Source organism: Rhizobium sp. 0TCS1.26, assembly GCF_050455525.1.
Classification (GTDB): Bacteria; Pseudomonadota; Alphaproteobacteria; order Rhizobiales; family Rhizobiaceae; genus Neorhizobium.
Window position 1 is genome coordinate 308,097 of sequence record NZ_JBCIYV010000002.1, and the last position, 15,684, is coordinate 323,780.

Consider the following 15,684-nt stretch of genomic DNA (forward strand, 5'->3'; position numbering starts at 1 on the left):
GGGTTCGCCTGACGAGAAGGGATGCGTCATGACCGATCAGCCGGAACGCGATTGCGCTGCAGCCACACCGCGTATCGAGGTGCTTCTCGTCGGCATGAACGGCGACCTGCGCGGCAAGATGATCCCGCTGAAGGCCGAGGACAAGGTCTGGAAGAACGCCGTCCGTCTGCCCTCCTCCACCCAGTCTCTCGACATCTGGGGCGACGACAACGACGACATCACCGGTATCTCGCTGACGCTGGGCGACCCCGACGGGATCTGCGTCGCCGACCCGCGGTCGCTGACTGCCCTTCCGTGGGGGCCGTCGGGGTCCAAGCAGGTGCTGGCGACGATGCACAGGCTCGACGGACAGCCGCATTTCATCTGCCCACGCGCCATCCTCGCCCGGGTGCTGGAGCGCTACACGGCACTCGGCCTGACGCCGGTGGTGGCGACCGAGCTGGAATTCTACCTGATCGAAGCGGATTTCCGCGAGACCGGCCGGTCGATGCCGCCAAAGTCGCTGGTGATGAACGGCGAGGTAGAAGGTTTCCAGCTCTACGACATGCGCGCCACCGCAGCGCTCTCCGAGTACCTTGATACGGTTCGGGCCTACTGCGACGCCATGGAGCTGCCGGCCGATGCGACGACGGCCGAATTCGGACCGGGCCAGTTCGAGGTGAACCTCCTGCACCGGCCGGACGCGATGGCGGCTGCCGACGACTGCATCTACCTGAAGCGAGTGATCGACTTTGCCGCCCGCCGGCACGGGCTAAAGGCCACCTGCATGGCAAAGCCCTACAGCGACCATGCGGGTTCCGGCCTGCACGTGCATGCCAGCATCATCGACCACAACGGCAGCAACGTGCTCGATTCGCATGGCGGTGATCCCGCGCGGCTGAAATCGGTGACCGCCGGCATGCTGCAGACGATGCAGGATGCGCAGCTAGTGTTTGCGCCGTTCGCCAATTCCTACCGGCGGTTCCAGCCGGGCTCCTTCGCGCCCGACAAGATCGACTGGGGGTTCGGTCATCGGGGGACGGCTGTGCGCATTCCAGACAGCGAGGGACTGGCTTCCCGCATCGAGCATCGCGTCGCCGGCGCCGATGCCAATCCTTACCTGCTGCTGGCCGCCATCCTCGGCGGCATGCTGCTTGGACTGGAACAGGATCTCGATCCGGGGCCGGTCACTGCCCCCGGTTCGGCGCCCGACAATCCCGCGATGCTGACGCATGATTTCCTGACGGCGGTCGACCGCTTCCGCGCCTCCGCCTTCGTCCGCGACATCTTCGGCGCGGACTACCAGCGCATCTATGGCGACACCAAGCGCAAGGAGGCGATCACCCACCTGCGCACCGTCTCGAGCTTCGACTACCAGACATACCTGCCGCGGGTTTGATTATCAAAATACACCACGCGCATGGCAGACCACGCTTGCCGCATTTGATGATAGCATTGACGTTATATACGCTGAAAGCTATACAAGATGACGTGGAATGTGCTTTTCGACGATGATTTCGCGCGCGAGTTCGGCCAGTTCGAGCCTGACGTGAAGATCGAACTGCGCGCGTTGATCTCGCTGCTGGTCGTCCACGGGCCGAAGCTTGGAAGTCCCTGGGCTGATACGCTCAATGGGTCTCGCTACACGAACATGAAGGAGCTCCGCTTCAGGGCGGCTGACGGCGTATGGAGGGCAGCTTTTGCCTTCGATCCCGGGCGGAAGGCCATAGTGCTGGTGGCTGGAGACAAATCGGGTTCGAGCGAGAAGAACTTCTACAGGAGACTAATCCGCACCGCCGATCAGCGGTACGAGGCGCATCTCGGAAGCCTGAATTCGAAGGAGAGCAAGTAATGGCCATCCCGGCAAACGACGTCTTCGCCAACACCATGTCTCCGAAGATGATCACCGCATCGGACCACCGCGCAGCTGACCTGCTCGAAGACTACGACACGCTGAAGAAACTACGAAAGGCACTCGATCTGACGCAGGAGCAGATTGGCCGGAAGATGGGTACCCGCCAAGTCTCGGTGGCTCAGCTTGAGAAACGATCCGATGTGCTGCTGTCGACGCTGCAAGACTACGTCGAGGCGCTGGGCGGAGAGTTGGAGCTGATTGTTCGCTTCCAGGGTCGTGCGCCGGTGCGGCTACAGGGAATCGGCGACGAGAAGCCAATCGGACTGTCGAGCAAACGAACGGGTCGCTCGCGACGCACCGCCGTCTGACACTGTCCCGATAGGCAGTTCCCGGCATAGTCAGGCTGGCGGAAGCCTCAAAGCCCGGTCGGCTGCGGCGCGATGCCTTCCTGTGCCTGGACCTGTGCCATCGGCTGCTGCGGCTCGCGCACCAGGACCTTCAGCTCGCCGGCGTGGATCTTCAGAATGACGTCGCGCTCCATCGGTAGAAGCTCGCCATCGATCACGCATTTGACGTCGTGGCGCGCCTTGGGGAAATGCAATTCGAGTTCGGTGGCCGTCATCGCATTGACCGCCTCGTTCTCTTTCAGGCGGCCACGCATGATGTCGAGGGCGAGCTTGGCGACACCGGCCGGGGTCAGCGGATCCGCGGTATAGAACCCCAAATGTCCGCCGGTGACGCTGTCGGCATACATCAGCGCTTCGCGGCCAAATTCGTTGTTGGAGACGGAGATGGCGGAAACCTTGCGGCGGCCCTGGTGGCCGCTGGCGTTGAACTCGACCTCGAAGACCGGAGGATTGAGCATCACGCCAATGGCGGCGCGGGTGCTTGCACGCATCTTGCCCAGCCGGGAGCCGAAGCTCATCTGGTTACGGTAGCGAACCATCCGCGCATGCAGGCCGGCGGAAAACTGGTGGACGAAGCTGCGGCCGTTGGCGCTGGCGATGTCGACATCCTGCACCTCGCCATCCGCCAGAACCTCCAGCACCTGCCAGATGTCGAGCGGCAGCTTCAAGGTTCTCGCAAACAGGTTCATCGTCCCGGCAGGCACGACGCCGAGCACCAGCCCGCTCTTCCAGGCAATGCCGGCTGCCGCCGAGATCGTGCCGTCGCCGCCGCCGGCGATCAGTCCGTCGATGCCTGACGTAGCAGCCACCTCTTCCATCGCCGAGACGACGTCCTTGCCGGACACGACACGGCACTCGATCTCGTGCCCGCCGGCGCGGAACGCCTGCAGCGCCCGCTCACAATAGGCGTCCATGTCGGTCGTCTTGAACGTGCCGCCGTCGCGGTTGAAGATAGCAATGAGCTTCATGGGTCAGGTGATCCCGAGAGGTATGAGCGCGCCACACAACGGCGCAAGTGGGAAATGGTTGCTGCGGCGCGCTGCAACAAGAGCTTAAGGACCCTAAGGCGCAGAATGATAGGGCCGTTGCAGCTTCGCCTCTCCCGCAGTGCAAAATAGTATGTTAGCCTTATCAATAACGCCGAGCCCTCCCCATCATTTCAGTGACCACCTGACAGGCTGGTCGAACGCGCACGAAACACACTCATGACCAACGCATCCGCTGCTCTTCCCGCCGACTGCGCTCCCCCGCAGGACGCCCGGCTCTCTCCGCTTACCATTGCCCTCATCGAACTTGCGCTCGCTGTCGGCGGCTTTGCCATCGGCACCGGCGAATTCGCCATCATGGGCCTTCTGCCGGACGTTGCCGCAAGCTACGGCGTGACAATCCCCGAAGCCGGCCACGTGATCAGCGCCTATGCGCTGGGCGTTGTCGTCGGCGCACCGGTGATTGCAGCACTTGCCGCCAAGCTGCCGCGCAAGACGCTGCTGCTGATCCTGATGTCGCTGTTTGCCGGCGGCAACATTCTGAGCGCGCTGGCGCCGCAGTTTCTCAGCTTCACGGCGCTGCGGTTCGTCACCGGCCTGCCGCACGGCGCCTATTTCGGCGTCGCGGCGCTGGTTGCCGCCTCCATGGCGCCGCCACATCGGCGGGTCCGTGCCGTGGCACGGGTGATGCTCGGCCTGACGATCGCCACTCTGGTCGGCACGCCCATCGCCACCTTCCTTGGCCAGATCCTCAGCTGGCGGGCGGCCTTCATGATGGTCGCTGCCATCGGCATCATCTGCGTTTTGTTGATCGCCATCTACCTGCCGAAGGACCAGGTGGCCGAGGGCGCCAGCATGCGCCGCGAACTCGGCGCCTTCAAGCGGCTGCAGGTGTGGCTGTCGTTTGCCGTGGCAGCGATCGGTTTCGGCGGGATGTTCGCCATCTTCAGCTACATCGCCAAGACGACCACCGACACGGCCGGCCTGTCCGTCAGCATGGTCGCGGTGGTGCTGGCACTGTTCGGCATCGGTATGAACGTCGGCAATGTCGTCGGCTCGCGCATGGCCGACCGCTCGCTGAACGGCACGATCGGCGGCATGCTGGCCTTCAACGTGGTGCTGATGGCAATTTTCTCGATGACGGCCCACAACCCGGTGATGCTGTATGTCTGCGTCTTCCTGACCGGCTGCGGCTTTGCCGCCTGCCCCGCCGTACAGACGCGGCTGATGGATGTCGCAGCCGATGCACAGACGCTCGCTGCCGCCACCATGCACTCAGCCTTCAACATCGCCAATGCGCTCGGCGCCTGGCTGGGCGGCGTCGTGATTGCAGCCGGTTACGGCTACGGTGCCACCGGCTACGTCGGCTCGGTGCTGTCGGCGCTCGGCCTCGTGGTGTTCCTGATCTCGATCGCCGTGGAGCGCCGCCAGGCCCGCTGATGGCGATTGAAGCCCTGCCGTTTCAGTCGACATAACATCTGGTTTGAGCACAATCTGAACCTCGGCTATGATCACTCCTTCACGAAGGGGGAATGATCATGGCTCTGGCAGACAGCGGACGTGCATCGTCCGGTATGGCACTCTTCAACACCACGTGGTTCGGCTATCTGGCGCGGACCGTGCTGACCCTCATGTTCTGGGGAAGCGGGCTGTCGAAGCTCATCGACTTCCCGGCCGGGGTCGCCGAGATGACGCATTTCGGGTTGGAACCGGCAGCGGCTTACAATGTCGCCGTCATCGTCACCCAGCTCGGCGGGTCAGCGCTGATCATCCTGAACCGGTATGCCTGGCTCGGTGCCGGGATGCTGGCGGTCTTCACGCTGCTGACTATCCCGATCGCCCACAATTTCTGGGCGATGGAGGAGCCGATGAAGACGCTCGAATTCTACGTGGTGGTGGAGCACATCAGCATCGTCGGTGCGCTGATGCTGGTCGCCTGGAAATGCCGCTGATGCAGCGTGCGGGAGGACTAGACCTCCCGCCGCCAGCGCCGATCAGGCCCGGGCTTCCTGGATGACGACGACCCGATCGGCGACGTTGACGCGCGCGTAGAGGTCGATCACGTCATGGTTCATCATGCGGACGCAGCCGCTCGACATGGCGTGGCCGATCGAGTCCGGCTGATTGGTGCCGTGGATGCGGAAATGCGTGTCGTTGCCGCCGCGGTAGAGATACATGGCGCGGGCGCCGAGCGGATTGTTCGGTCCACCCGGCAGGCCGCCGGCATATTTGAGGTTCTTCTGCGGGTCGCGGCGGATCATGTTGGCCGTTGGCGTCCAGGTCGGCCATTCGGCCTTGCGGCCGATATAGGCGCTGCCGGCAAAAGCGAGACCGGCGCGGCCAACGCCGATGCCGTAGCGCATCGCCCTGCCGCCGCCGAGAACGTAGTAGAGCCGGCGCGCCGGCGTATCGACGACGATGGTGCCGGGCTTGTAAGGGGTCTCGTAGGCCACCTCGGTGCGGCGCAGCTCGGGCTTGATGCGATCGACCGGGACCGGCCGCAGCGGGAATTTCTCGTCCGGCAGAGCGGCGTAGTCTGCCTGCGGGTTCAACCTGACGGTGGAGCATCCGGCAAGGAACAGCGGCAGTCCGAAGAGCAGCCCGCGACGGGAAATCGACATGAAAGTGTCCTTATTGCGGTCGGTTCGTGATGACCGGCAATTTATGGACGCTATGGTTAATGAAGAACTAACGCCGGCGGTCGGGCCATCGACGTTGCAGGATCATTCCTCGCGGCAGGGCCAATTGGCCGGCCGCGTCAGCCCCGGCGGGAGAATGGTTGCCGCATCGCCGCAGGCAAGCCCCAGTTGCTCCTGCTCAAGGCCGGTCGCCTGCGAAAGATCGACGCCCTCGATGCGGGTGAGGAACAGAAACGCATCGGTGAAATCCACCGGCCCGGTGACCTTGGCGTTCTGGAACGTCGCGCGAGACAGGTTGACGGTGGCGAAACGGGTATTGCCCAGCGTCGCCTGCGAGAAGATCACCCGCCCGAGTTCGGCCTTGGTGAAATCGGTGTTGGTAAGAACGGCTCCGGCGAAATTGGCGCGCTGCATCTCGGCGCTGACGAAGGTAGAACCGTCCGCCTTGACCTCGGAAAATTCGCCGCGATAACCCTCGACCTTCTGGAAGACAGCGCCTTCGGCGTCGGCCTTCGACAGCGAGGCGCGCATCAGGTTGGCCTTGGTGAAATCGACCTTCTTCAGGCTGCTGCCGTTGAGGTCCGTACGGCTGAGGTCGGCGCCGGTGAATTTCGCGCCGTCGAGCCGGCTGTGGTCGAGCATCAGCATGCTCTTGCGGCAGTCGCTCCAGTCGACGGAGGGTCCGGCATCGGTGCGGCATTTTCCGACGACACCGGTCGGCCACTGGGTGACCACCAGCAGCAGACCCCCGGCCAGGCCGACCACGATCAGCAGCGCCCGGCTGCGGCTGTAGCGAATGCGCTGCCAGGCCCGCATCAACAGGCTGCCGTTCTTCGTCCGCTCAGCCGCCTTCATTGCCAATCCTTCACCTCTTGCCACGCCGGCCACTCAGTCATACCCCGCCTGCCCCCGAACCGGAAGCCGCAAAGCCCGACCCGGGCCAAGACGACAGTCACATGCTCGGATAGACCGGGCCTTCGCCGCCCTGCGGCGGCACCCAGTTGATGTTCTGGTTCGGGTCCTTGATATCGCAGGTTTTGCAGTGAACGCAGTTCTGTGCGTTGATCACGTAGACCTCCTCGCCGTCCTTCTCGACCCATTCGTAGACGCCGGCCGGACAGTAGCGGGTCGACGGGCCGGCATAGACACCAAGCTCCGACCGCTTCTGAAGTTCCATGTCCTTCACCTGAAGGTGGACCGGCTGGTCCTCCTCGTGGTTGGTGTTCGACAGGAAGACCGAGGACAGGCGATCGAAGGTCAGCACGCCGTCGGGCTTCGGGTAATCGATCTTGCGAAAGCCCGCGGCCGGTTCAAGACTTGCCGCATCCGTCTTGCCGTGCTTGAGCGTGAAGGGCGACGAGCCGAAGATCTGGTTGATCCACATGTCGATGCCGCCCAGCGCAACGCCCAGCACGGTGCCGAACCGCGACCACAGCGGCTTGACGTTGCGGACACGTTTCAGATCCGTGCCGATCGGAGTCGAGCGCCATTCGTTCTCGATTGCCACCGGCTCGTCATTGGCGCGCCCGGCAGCGATGGCCTCGGCGATCTTCTCGGCCGCCAGCATCCCCGAGAGCACGGCATTATGGCTGCCCTTGATGCGCGGCACGTTGACGAACCCGGCGGAACAGCCGATCAGCGCGCCGCCCGGGAAGGACAGTTTCGGCACCGACTGGTAGCCACCCTCGGTGATGGCGCGGGCGCCGTAGGAGATGCGCTTGGCGCCCTCGAAGGTGTCGCGGATCGCCGGATGGGTCTTGAACCGCTGGAAATCGTCGAACGGCGACAGATAGGGGTTCTTGTAGTTCAGGTGGACGACGAAACCGACGGCCACCAGATTGTCGTGAAGGTGATAGAGGAACGAGCCGCCGCCGGTCCTCATGTCGAGCGGCCAGCCGAACGAATGCTGCACGAGGCCGGCCTTGTGGTGCTCCGGCTTGACTTCCCAGAGCTCCTTGAAGCCGATGCCGTATTTCTGCGGCTCGCGTCCCTCGTCCAGCTTGAAGCGGGCGATCAGCTGCTTGGCGAGTGAACCGCGCACGCCCTCGCCGATCAGCACGTACTTGCCGAGCAGCGCCATGCCGCGCGTGTAGTTGGGGCCGTGCTCACCGTTCTTTTCGATGCCCATGTCGCCGGTGGCGACGCCGATCACCGCCCCGTCTTCATTGTAGAGAACTTCAGTCGCCGCAAAGCCCGGATAGATATCGACGCCCAGCGCCTCCGCCTTCTCGGCCAGCCACCGACAGACGAGCCCGAGGGAGACGATGTAGTTGCCGTGATTGTTCATCAGCGGCGGCATCAGGGCATTCGGCAGGCGCACGGAGCCGGCAGGCCCGAGCAACAGGAAATGGTCGTCGGTCACAGGCGTGGTGAAGGGATGGCCGCTCTCGGCGCGCCAATCCGGCAGCAGCTTGTCGATGCCGCTCGGATCGACCACGGCACCGGAGAGGATATGCGCACCGACCTCGGCACCCTTTTCCAGGACGACGACCGAAAGCTCCGGATTGACCTGCTTGAGGCGGATCGCCGCGGAAAGACCGGCTGGCCCCGCGCCGACGATCACCACGTCGAACTCCATGCTCTCGCGTTCCGGAAGCTCCTGTTCGCTCATTCTCATGCTCCGCTCGGCCTGATCCCCGTCAACTGCATCCTCCTTGTCAAAACCCATGCGACTTGTCGAGCCGACATGCGACGCGGAATGACGAACTGATCGGACTCTCCTGTTTCTGACTGAGAAATTAGATAACGTTTACGTACACGTCAATGATCTGCTTCCGGGGCGGGCGTGGCTTGCGCGTCTTCGGCAACCCGCTGGAGCGTGAAGAAATACGGTCGGGGGTCGCCTTCCACGCACATGACGCCCAGCAGTTGGTCATCCGAGATCCGGCGGAAGTGATCGGTGATCGGCTGCCGGTCGTAGACCATCGCGGCGCTGGACTGGCCACGGAACGCCATCGCCCTGACGGAAGCGACCGGTGCCTTGGCCCACAGTGAACGCAGAAGATGCGAGAACAGGTTGCGCGCCGCACCGCTTCTGCCGAGCCACTGGAAGCGAAACAGCATTCGCACCGGCAGGCCCGACGGATCGACCGGCACGAGCCGCCGCCCGCCGACCCGAAACAGCAGCGCGTCGGCGCGACGGTCGGCGTGGAAGCGCTTGCCGTACCAGCCGAGGTTCTCGAGCACGCCGTCCAGCGGATGGCCGCTGGCGATCCCCTTGCCCTGCCAGAGGCCGACAAGTTCGATCGGCGAGACGTTTGCGAGGGTGTCAAAATAGGCGAACCCGGCGTCGGGCGAGGCAAAGGCGGTCGGTTCAGTCATCGGCAAGCTCCATCCACACCGGCGCGTGATCGCTGGCATGCGGCCAGCTGCGCACAGTCTTGTCCACACCCGTTCGCAGAAGCCTTGGCGCGAGGCTCTCGCTCAGCAGGAAATGGTCGATCCTCAGCCCCGCATCGCGGGCGAACGCGTTGCGGAAATAGTGCCAGAACGTAAAGATCTTCTCGCGCGGGTGAAGATGGCGCACGGCGTCCGTCCACCCCTCATCGAGAAGCCGCTGGAACGCTTCGCGGACCTCTGGCCGAAACAGCGCGTCGTCACGCCAGCGATCCGGATTGTAGACGTCGAGATCGGTCGGCATGACGTTGAAGTCGCCGACCAGCGCCACCGGAACCTCGAGCGCCAGAAGCTCCGCGGCATAGCTGTGCAGGCGTTCGAACCAGCGCAGCTTGTAGTCGAATTTCGGGCCGGGTGTCGGATTGCCGTTCGGCAGGTAGAGGCAGCCGACGACCACCCCGTCGACGACCGCCTCGATGTAGCGGCTCTGCTGGTCGTCGGGATCGCCCGGCAGGCCGCGGCGGGTGAGGATCGGATCCGCATCTCGCGCCAGGATCGCGACGCCGTTCCAGCTCTTCTGGCCGTGCCAGACGGCGCCGTAGCCGGCCTTTTCCAGCTCCCGGTGCGGAAATTTCGCATCCGGCGCCTTCAGCTCCTGCAGGCAGACGACATCCGGCCTCCGCTCGTCGAGCCAGTGCAGCAGGATTTCGAGGCGGCCATTGATGCCGTTGACGTTGAATGTGGCGATCTTCACGGCTGATCGGCTCTCCACCGGAGAGGCCGAGACCAGTGCCGTGTGACGGAGATGGCGGCAGCAAAGCGCGTCTGACCCTTGCTCATGATACTCCCGAAGCTGGACGTGGCAGAACAACTCGTGCGCGCCGGAAAGGATGCAGCCGGCTGATGCCATGTCAGGCGGGGAAACCGTCGCCCGGCTGCCGGTTTATCGCCGGGGCCCCTTTCGGATGCAGCGTTCCGCTTATAGGCTCGCTTCATACGCAATGGCATATCGGAAGGACATCACATGGATCTCGGCATATCCGGAAAGCGGGCGCTTGTGCTCGCCTCCTCGCGCGGCCTCGGCCTCGGCATCGCAACGGCGCTGGCGAAAGAAGGCGCGCATGTGCTGCTCTGCGGTCGCAACGACGACCGGCTGGAGGAGAACTGCAAGGCCATCAATGCCGAAGGCAAGGGCAAGGCCGACTGGATGCGGGCGGATCTCGCAGAAGACGACGCCGTGGAGACCCTGCTGAAAGGCGTGGATGACAAGCTTGGCGGCGTCGACATCCTGGTCAACAACACCGGCGGCCCGACGCCCGGCACGGTGGCCGACATGACGGCCGACAAGCTGGAAAGCTATTTCCAGGTGATGGTGCTGCGGGTGATCACGCTCACCAACGCGCTGCTGCCGCGGATGCAGGAACAGGGTTGGGGCCGCATCCTCACCGTCGCCTCTTCCGGCGTCATCGAGCCTATCCCCAATCTGGCGCTGTCGAACACGCTGCGCGGCGCGCTGGTCGGCTGGAGCAAGACGCTGGCGACCGAGGTTGCCGGCCACGGGATCACCGCCAACCTCATCCTGCCCGGCCGCATCCACACCGACCGCATCGACGAGCTCGACGGTGCCAACGCCAAGCGCCAGGGCAAGAGTGTCGACGAGGTGCGCAGCGCCTCGATCAAGTCGATCCCGGCCGGCCGTCTCGGCACGGTCGAGGAATTCGGTGCCGTCGGCGCCTTCCTCTGCTCGCAACAGGCAGGCTACCTGACCGGCAGCATGTTCCGCGTCGACGGCGGCTCGGCTAAATCGCTCTGATCCCAAGCAGCGCCGAGCCGGCGGCTCGGCGCTGCTTGGCGGTCGATGGGGGCCGTGCTAGGACGTGAAGCCGTCATTGACGACGGCGCTATCAGAGACAGGACCATCCGCATGACTCGTCTCGTTATGAAGATCATCGCCGTCCTGGCGATCCTCCTCGGCCTCGTCTGGGTCGGCCAGGGAACCGGTTACTTCCCCTACCCCGCGTCCAGTTCCATGATCAATCAATCGCCCTGGATCCTCTACGGCGCGATCCTCGCGCTCGTCGGCTTCATCGCTCTCTTTGCGATACGGCGTCGCCCGGTCTAGGACCCCAACTGAAAACGGCCAAGCGCTTAATCGCCGGCAGGCCACTGCCGGCGGTCTTGTTCCTGCACTTGCCGGCTGCCGCGCATAACCACCGACGTGACGTCATTTCCGTGCCGTTCAGGCGTCTGGATTGCGGCAGCGGGCTGTCGCCTCTCGGCTATCTGTGGCCCTCAAGTTTCTCGTCGCTCCGCGCCGTCAGAACCACGGCTGCAACCGTTGCCACGGCCGGCCGCAAGCGATCTGGTCGGAAGGATCAACGATTTCCGAAGCGGAGGCAGCCGTCCCGCACGCGTAAGAACCTTCCGAAGCAGACCATCCTGGCGGCTTGAATTTGCACCTCGCCTGTGTCATCAGCGCGTCCTTGACGTGACGGGCGCTGCTGCGCCCTCGACATGGGGAGCGCAGGCCGCTCCGTTCCAGAGACATTTCGGACAGGAAGGACGACGCCATGACACGCGCGCTCGGGCTCGATTTCGGCACGACCAACACCGTTCTGGCGATGGCGACCGGCCAGGCGAATGCCACCCACTCGATGTCATTCGCCAGCAGTGCCGGCGAGAGCGACAGCATGCGCACGGCCCTGTCGTTCATGAAGGACAGGACGCTCGGGGCACAGGCGCTGAAGGTGGAAGCCGGCCAGGCAGCCATCCGCATGTTCATCGACAATCCCGGCGATTGCCGGTTCCTGCAGTCGATCAAGACATTCGCCGCCAGCGCCGCCTTCCAGGCGACCCTGGTCTTTGCCCGTCGCCAGCAGTTCGAGGATCTCATGGAGATCTTCCTGCGTCGGCTGAAGGCCTATGCCGGCGACAACTGGCCGGAAGACGTGTCGCAGCTGGTCGTTGGCCGCCCGGTGCGCTTTGCCGGTGGCAATCCGGACGAGGCGCTGGCGCTGCAGCGCTATCAGGCGGCGCTGTCGCGCTTCGGCTTCCCGGAAATCCACTACGTCTACGAGCCGGTGGCCGCCGCCTACTATTTCGCCCAGTCGCTGACTCGCGACGCCAATGTGCTGGTCGCGGATTTCGGCGGCGGCACCACCGACTATTCGCTGATCCGCTTCGAGCGCCATGCGGGCGAGTTGCGTGCCGTGCCGATCGGCCATTCGGGCGTCGGCATCGCAGGCGATCACTTCGACTTCCGGCTCATCGACAACCTCGTCTCGCCGGAAATCGGCAAGGGCAGCCACTTCAAGAGCTTCGACAAGCTGCTCGAGGTGCCGGCCGGCTACTACGCCAATTTCGGCCGCTGGAACCAGCTGTCGATCTTCAAGACCACCCGCGAGTTTGCCGACCTGCAGTCGCTGGTGCGCTCGGCCACAGAGCCGGACAAGCTGGAACTGTTCATCGATCTGATCGAGCACGACGAAGGCTATCCGCTCTATCAGGCGATTTCGGCGACCAAGATGGCGCTGTCGCAAGCGGAAGAGGCTGAATTCAACTTTGCGCCGCTCGGCAAGGCCGGCCGCAAGACCGTCAAGCGTTCGGATTTCGAGACGTGGATCGCCGACGATCTCGCCCGCATCGAGGATGCGCTGGAGGAAGTCCTGCAGAAGAGCAACACCGAGGCCGGATCCGTCGACAAGGTCTTTCTCACCGGTGGTAGCTCGTTCGTGCCGGCCGTGCGGCGGATCTTCGAGCGGCGCTTCGATCCATCACGCATCGAGAGCGGCGGCGAACTCCTGTCGATCGCCCACGGCCTGGCACTGATCGGCGAAAGCGGTGATGTCGGCCGCTGGACGGCGTGAAGCATGGCTTGGACGGCGGAGACGGATGGGCTAAAGTCGCGCCCATGAACTCTTCCCCGATCTCGCCCGAGAACCTCGCTGCTGCAGAACTGGCATCGCTTCTGCACTTCTATGCGGATTCGGGCGTCGAATGGCTGCTCGAAGATGCCCCGGTAGACCGGATCGCAGTCTTTGCCGAACAGAAGGCAAGCCATGCCGCCGCCGCGCGGCAGCAGCCTCACGCCGCGACCGCGACCGCTGCACGACAGGCACCCGCTGCCGATCCGTCCGCAACGCCGCTCTTGCGGTCCTCCGCGCCGGCGGCCGCAGTCGCGGTTCCGGATGCCGATGCCGTGGCTGCCGCGCGCTTTGCGGCCGACGGTGCTCGTTCCCTGGACGAGTTGAAGACGGCTCTTGAGGCCTTCAACGGCTGCAACCTGAAGCACGGCGCGCGTTCGACCGTCTTTGCCAGCGGCGACCCGACGACTGGCATCATGGTCATCGGCCCGATGCCGTCGGCCGATGACGACCGCGACGGGCTGCCCTTCTCCGGGCGCCAGGGTCAGCTTCTCGACCGCATGCTGGCCGCCATCGGCCTGTCACGACAGGGCGTGCTGCTGACCAATGTCGTACCATGGCGGCCGCCCGGAAACCGCATCCCCTCGCCCGCCGAGATCGAGATTTGCCGGCCGTTCATCGAACGGCAGGTGACGCTTGTCGAGCCGCGGTTGCTGCTCTTGCTTGGCAACTTCACTGCGCGATTCTTCCTGGAGAGCGAGACGTCGATCTTCGGGCTGCGCGGCCAGTGGCGGGATCTTTCGATCGGCGGGCGAAGCATTCCTGCCCTGGCCAGCCTGCATCCGCAGGATCTGTTGACGGCGCCCGCAAACAAGGCACTTGTCTGGCAGGATCTGCTCCTTTTTCGGCAGGCACTGCTCAATTAATCATCAATGTTAACGCTTTATGAAGCCAGCCATGCGGATTGCGCATAACAGCGCTTCGTTCATCGTCGTTGCCGAATCTATGTTGCGGTGCAATATTCACCAAGTCTCGGGAGGAAACCCAGACAAGGAACCAGGCACCATGACCACCCGCATCCGTCCCATTCATTCCGGCTTCGAAACGCTGCGTCTCGCCGGCCTGTCGCCCCGTTCGACCGAGGGCTACCACAACTTCGGTTCGGCGACGAATGAACAGATCTCCGCACGCGGCTACCTGCGTCGTGGCGGCCTTGCACGCCCGACCGCCGTCTTTGCCGACTTTCGCGAACGCTGAGAAGGTTTGTCGATGATCAAGTCCCTCCGCACCATGCGCGATAGCGTCCGCGCCATTGGCACCGCCGTGCGCGCCAGCTCGGAATACAGCCGCGCCACGTCCACGGGCGACCGTTCCAGCGACGCTGCGGCGACTGCCTGCATCCCTCTCTGAAGTCGATTACCGCGCGTCACGCCGGCGGCGAGGATGCCTTGCGCGCCGCCTTGCGTTCCAGCCCGAGCTGGTGCTCGCGGTAGATGATGAAGATGCCGGCCGAGACCGTGATCGCCGTGCCGATCAGCATCGACCATGACGGGATATCGCCGAACAGAACGTAGGCGATGGCGATTCCGAGGATGATCGAGGAATAGTCGAAGGGTGCGACGGTCGAAACATCCGCATGCCGATAGCTCTCGGTCAGAAAGATCTGCCCGAGCCCGCCGCAGACACCTGCCCCGACGAGAAATATCTTGTTTTCGAGCGTCAGCACCGCCCAGCCGAACGGGTAACTGGCAAGCGACAGAACGGCCGCCGTCAGCGAGAAGTAGACAACGATGGTCGCGGTCTTTTCGGTGCGCACCAGCTGGCGCGTCTGGACCATGGCCAGGCCGCCAATCACCGCCGACATCAGCACCGCGACGGCACCCATTGCCTGGGTGGATTGCATGCCGCCGCTCTCGAACATCGATAGTTTTGGCCATGAGATGATCAGCACCCCGAAAATGCCGAGCGCCACGGCCGTCCAACGATAGATGCGCACGCTCTCCTTGAGGATCAGCGCGGCGAAGATGACTGCCATCAGCGGCGATGCGTAGCCGATGGCGATGGCATCGGGAAGCGGCAACTGGATCAAGCCGTAAAAGCCGCAGGCCATGGCCATGACGCCGAGCAATCCGCGCTTCAGGTGACCGAAGGGGCTGTCGGTGCGGAATGCCGTCGACAGGTCGCCGCGCATGGCGAGGTAGCCGAGGATCGGCACCAGCGCGAAGGCCGAGCGGTAGAAGGTGATCTGGCCTGCGGGGATGCCGTCTCCGGCCGACTTGATGCAGGTCTGCATGCCAAGAAAGACGATGACGGACAGGACTTTCATGGCGATCCCCCGCAAGGGATCCTGCGCTACCGGATTCATGCTGTCGCTCGCGGCAGACGATGATACGCCGCCGGTTGGTGTGTGACTCGATCTTTGCTAGACTACCGCACGTGCGAAGAGCAGAAGCATCACGTCTTGTGATGTATCGATCAATTATAAAGGCGATTGATCAATGAATTACGGTCGTTACGTCAAAGTGTCCTTTTTCGGAACGGCTTTAGCAATCGTTCAGTTTTGAATGTGATAGTGCGGCCGTCACTGCAAGGGCCATAGACCTGCAGCAGCATCCTGCA

At 63.8% G+C, this 15,684-nt stretch carries 18 protein-coding genes; 11 read left to right on the top strand and 7 right to left on the bottom strand.

Going from position 1 to position 15,684, the window contains the following annotated elements:
• Positions 1-28 precede the first annotated feature (28 nt).
• The 3 genes from AAIH46_RS08585 (at position 29) to AAIH46_RS08595 (ending at position 2,202) form a co-directional block, all read left to right on the top strand.
• Positions 29-1,378 carry a glutamine synthetase family protein gene (locus tag AAIH46_RS08585; protein WP_430305436.1) on the top strand — a complete coding sequence of 450 codons (1,350 nt, stop codon included), beginning with the start codon at positions 29-31 and terminating at the stop codon, positions 1,376-1,378.
• 87 nt (positions 1,379-1,465) lie between these two features.
• Positions 1,466-1,831: a type II toxin-antitoxin system RelE/ParE family toxin gene (locus AAIH46_RS08590; RefSeq protein ID WP_430305437.1), complete on the top strand. Its 366-nt coding sequence runs from the start codon at positions 1,466-1,468 to the stop codon at positions 1,829-1,831.
• Positions 1,831-2,202: a helix-turn-helix domain-containing protein gene (locus AAIH46_RS08595; protein WP_430305438.1), complete on the top strand. Its 372-nt coding sequence runs from the start codon at positions 1,831-1,833 to the stop codon at positions 2,200-2,202. Before AAIH46_RS08590 ends, AAIH46_RS08595 begins: the two co-directional genes overlap by 1 nt.
• A gap of 47 nt (positions 2,203-2,249) precedes the next feature.
• On the opposite strand, the gene AAIH46_RS08600 is transcribed toward AAIH46_RS08595, so the two are convergent.
• A complete protein-coding gene (locus tag AAIH46_RS08600) occupies positions 2,250-3,209 on the bottom strand; it encodes a diacylglycerol/lipid kinase family protein (protein ID WP_430305439.1) in 960 nt (319 codons plus the stop codon).
• Positions 3,210-3,446: 237 nt separating this feature from the next.
• Between AAIH46_RS08600 and AAIH46_RS08605 the strand changes: the two genes are divergently transcribed.
• Together AAIH46_RS08605 and AAIH46_RS08610 are read left to right on the top strand one after the other, a co-directional pair.
• Positions 3,447-4,667 (top strand): MFS transporter, encoded by a 1,221-nt coding sequence (locus AAIH46_RS08605; protein WP_430305440.1) that lies wholly within the window; start codon positions 3,447-3,449, stop codon positions 4,665-4,667.
• 98 nt (positions 4,668-4,765) lie between these two features.
• The gene (locus AAIH46_RS08610) at positions 4,766-5,179 is read left to right on the top strand and encodes a DoxX family protein (protein WP_430305441.1); all 414 of its coding nucleotides are present in this window, start codon (positions 4,766-4,768) and stop codon (positions 5,177-5,179) included.
• 42 nt (positions 5,180-5,221) lie between these two features.
• Here AAIH46_RS08610 and AAIH46_RS08615 read toward each other — a convergent pair whose 3' ends face one another.
• From AAIH46_RS08615 to xth, 5 genes are all read right to left on the bottom strand, one after another.
• A complete protein-coding gene (locus tag AAIH46_RS08615) occupies positions 5,222-5,848 on the bottom strand; it encodes a L,D-transpeptidase (protein ID WP_430305442.1) in 627 nt (208 codons plus the stop codon).
• 102 nt (positions 5,849-5,950) lie between these two features.
• Complete coding sequence (locus AAIH46_RS08620; RefSeq protein ID WP_430305443.1) at positions 5,951-6,721, bottom strand: pentapeptide repeat-containing protein; 771 nt, start codon at positions 6,719-6,721, stop codon at positions 5,951-5,953.
• Positions 6,722-6,818: 97 nt separating this feature from the next.
• The gene (locus tag AAIH46_RS08625; protein WP_430305444.1) at positions 6,819-8,477 is read right to left on the bottom strand and encodes an electron transfer flavoprotein-ubiquinone oxidoreductase; all 1,659 of its coding nucleotides are present in this window, start codon (positions 8,475-8,477) and stop codon (positions 6,819-6,821) included.
• Between the two features lie 149 nt (positions 8,478-8,626).
• Positions 8,627-9,187, bottom strand: a complete 561-nt coding sequence (locus AAIH46_RS08630; protein ID WP_430305445.1) for a DUF4334 domain-containing protein — start codon at positions 9,185-9,187, stop codon at positions 8,627-8,629.
• Positions 9,180-9,956: an exodeoxyribonuclease III gene (gene xth, locus AAIH46_RS08635; protein WP_430305446.1), complete on the bottom strand. Its 777-nt coding sequence runs from the start codon at positions 9,954-9,956 to the stop codon at positions 9,180-9,182. Before xth ends, AAIH46_RS08630 begins: the two co-directional genes overlap by 8 nt.
• A 270-nt stretch (positions 9,957-10,226) precedes the next feature.
• Here xth and AAIH46_RS08640 point away from each other — a divergent pair, with 270 nt between their 5' ends.
• From AAIH46_RS08640 to AAIH46_RS08665, 6 genes are all read left to right on the top strand, one after another.
• On the top strand, positions 10,227-11,015 hold the full coding sequence (locus tag AAIH46_RS08640; RefSeq protein WP_430305447.1) for an SDR family oxidoreductase: 789 nt from the start codon (positions 10,227-10,229) through the stop codon (positions 11,013-11,015).
• A 111-nt stretch (positions 11,016-11,126) separates the two neighbouring features.
• Positions 11,127-11,324 (top strand): hypothetical protein, encoded by a 198-nt coding sequence (locus AAIH46_RS08645; RefSeq protein ID WP_430305448.1) that lies wholly within the window; start codon positions 11,127-11,129, stop codon positions 11,322-11,324.
• 448 nt (positions 11,325-11,772) lie between these two features.
• On the top strand, positions 11,773-13,068 hold the full coding sequence (locus AAIH46_RS08650; protein WP_430305449.1) for an Hsp70 family protein: 1,296 nt from the start codon (positions 11,773-11,775) through the stop codon (positions 13,066-13,068).
• Positions 13,069-13,112: 44 nt separating this feature from the next.
• The gene (locus tag AAIH46_RS08655) at positions 13,113-13,991 is read left to right on the top strand and encodes a uracil-DNA glycosylase (protein ID WP_430305450.1); all 879 of its coding nucleotides are present in this window, start codon (positions 13,113-13,115) and stop codon (positions 13,989-13,991) included.
• A 139-nt stretch (positions 13,992-14,130) separates the two neighbouring features.
• The gene (locus AAIH46_RS08660; RefSeq protein WP_430305451.1) at positions 14,131-14,322 is read left to right on the top strand and encodes a hypothetical protein; all 192 of its coding nucleotides are present in this window, start codon (positions 14,131-14,133) and stop codon (positions 14,320-14,322) included.
• Positions 14,323-14,334: 12 nt separating this feature from the next.
• Complete coding sequence (locus AAIH46_RS08665; RefSeq protein WP_430305452.1) at positions 14,335-14,475, top strand: hypothetical protein; 141 nt, start codon at positions 14,335-14,337, stop codon at positions 14,473-14,475.
• Positions 14,476-14,491: 16 nt separating this feature from the next.
• On the opposite strand, the gene AAIH46_RS08670 is transcribed toward AAIH46_RS08665, so the two are convergent.
• On the bottom strand, positions 14,492-15,430 hold the full coding sequence (locus AAIH46_RS08670; RefSeq protein ID WP_430305453.1) for a DMT family transporter: 939 nt from the start codon (positions 15,428-15,430) through the stop codon (positions 14,492-14,494).
• Between the last annotated feature and the right edge of the window lie 254 nt (positions 15,431-15,684).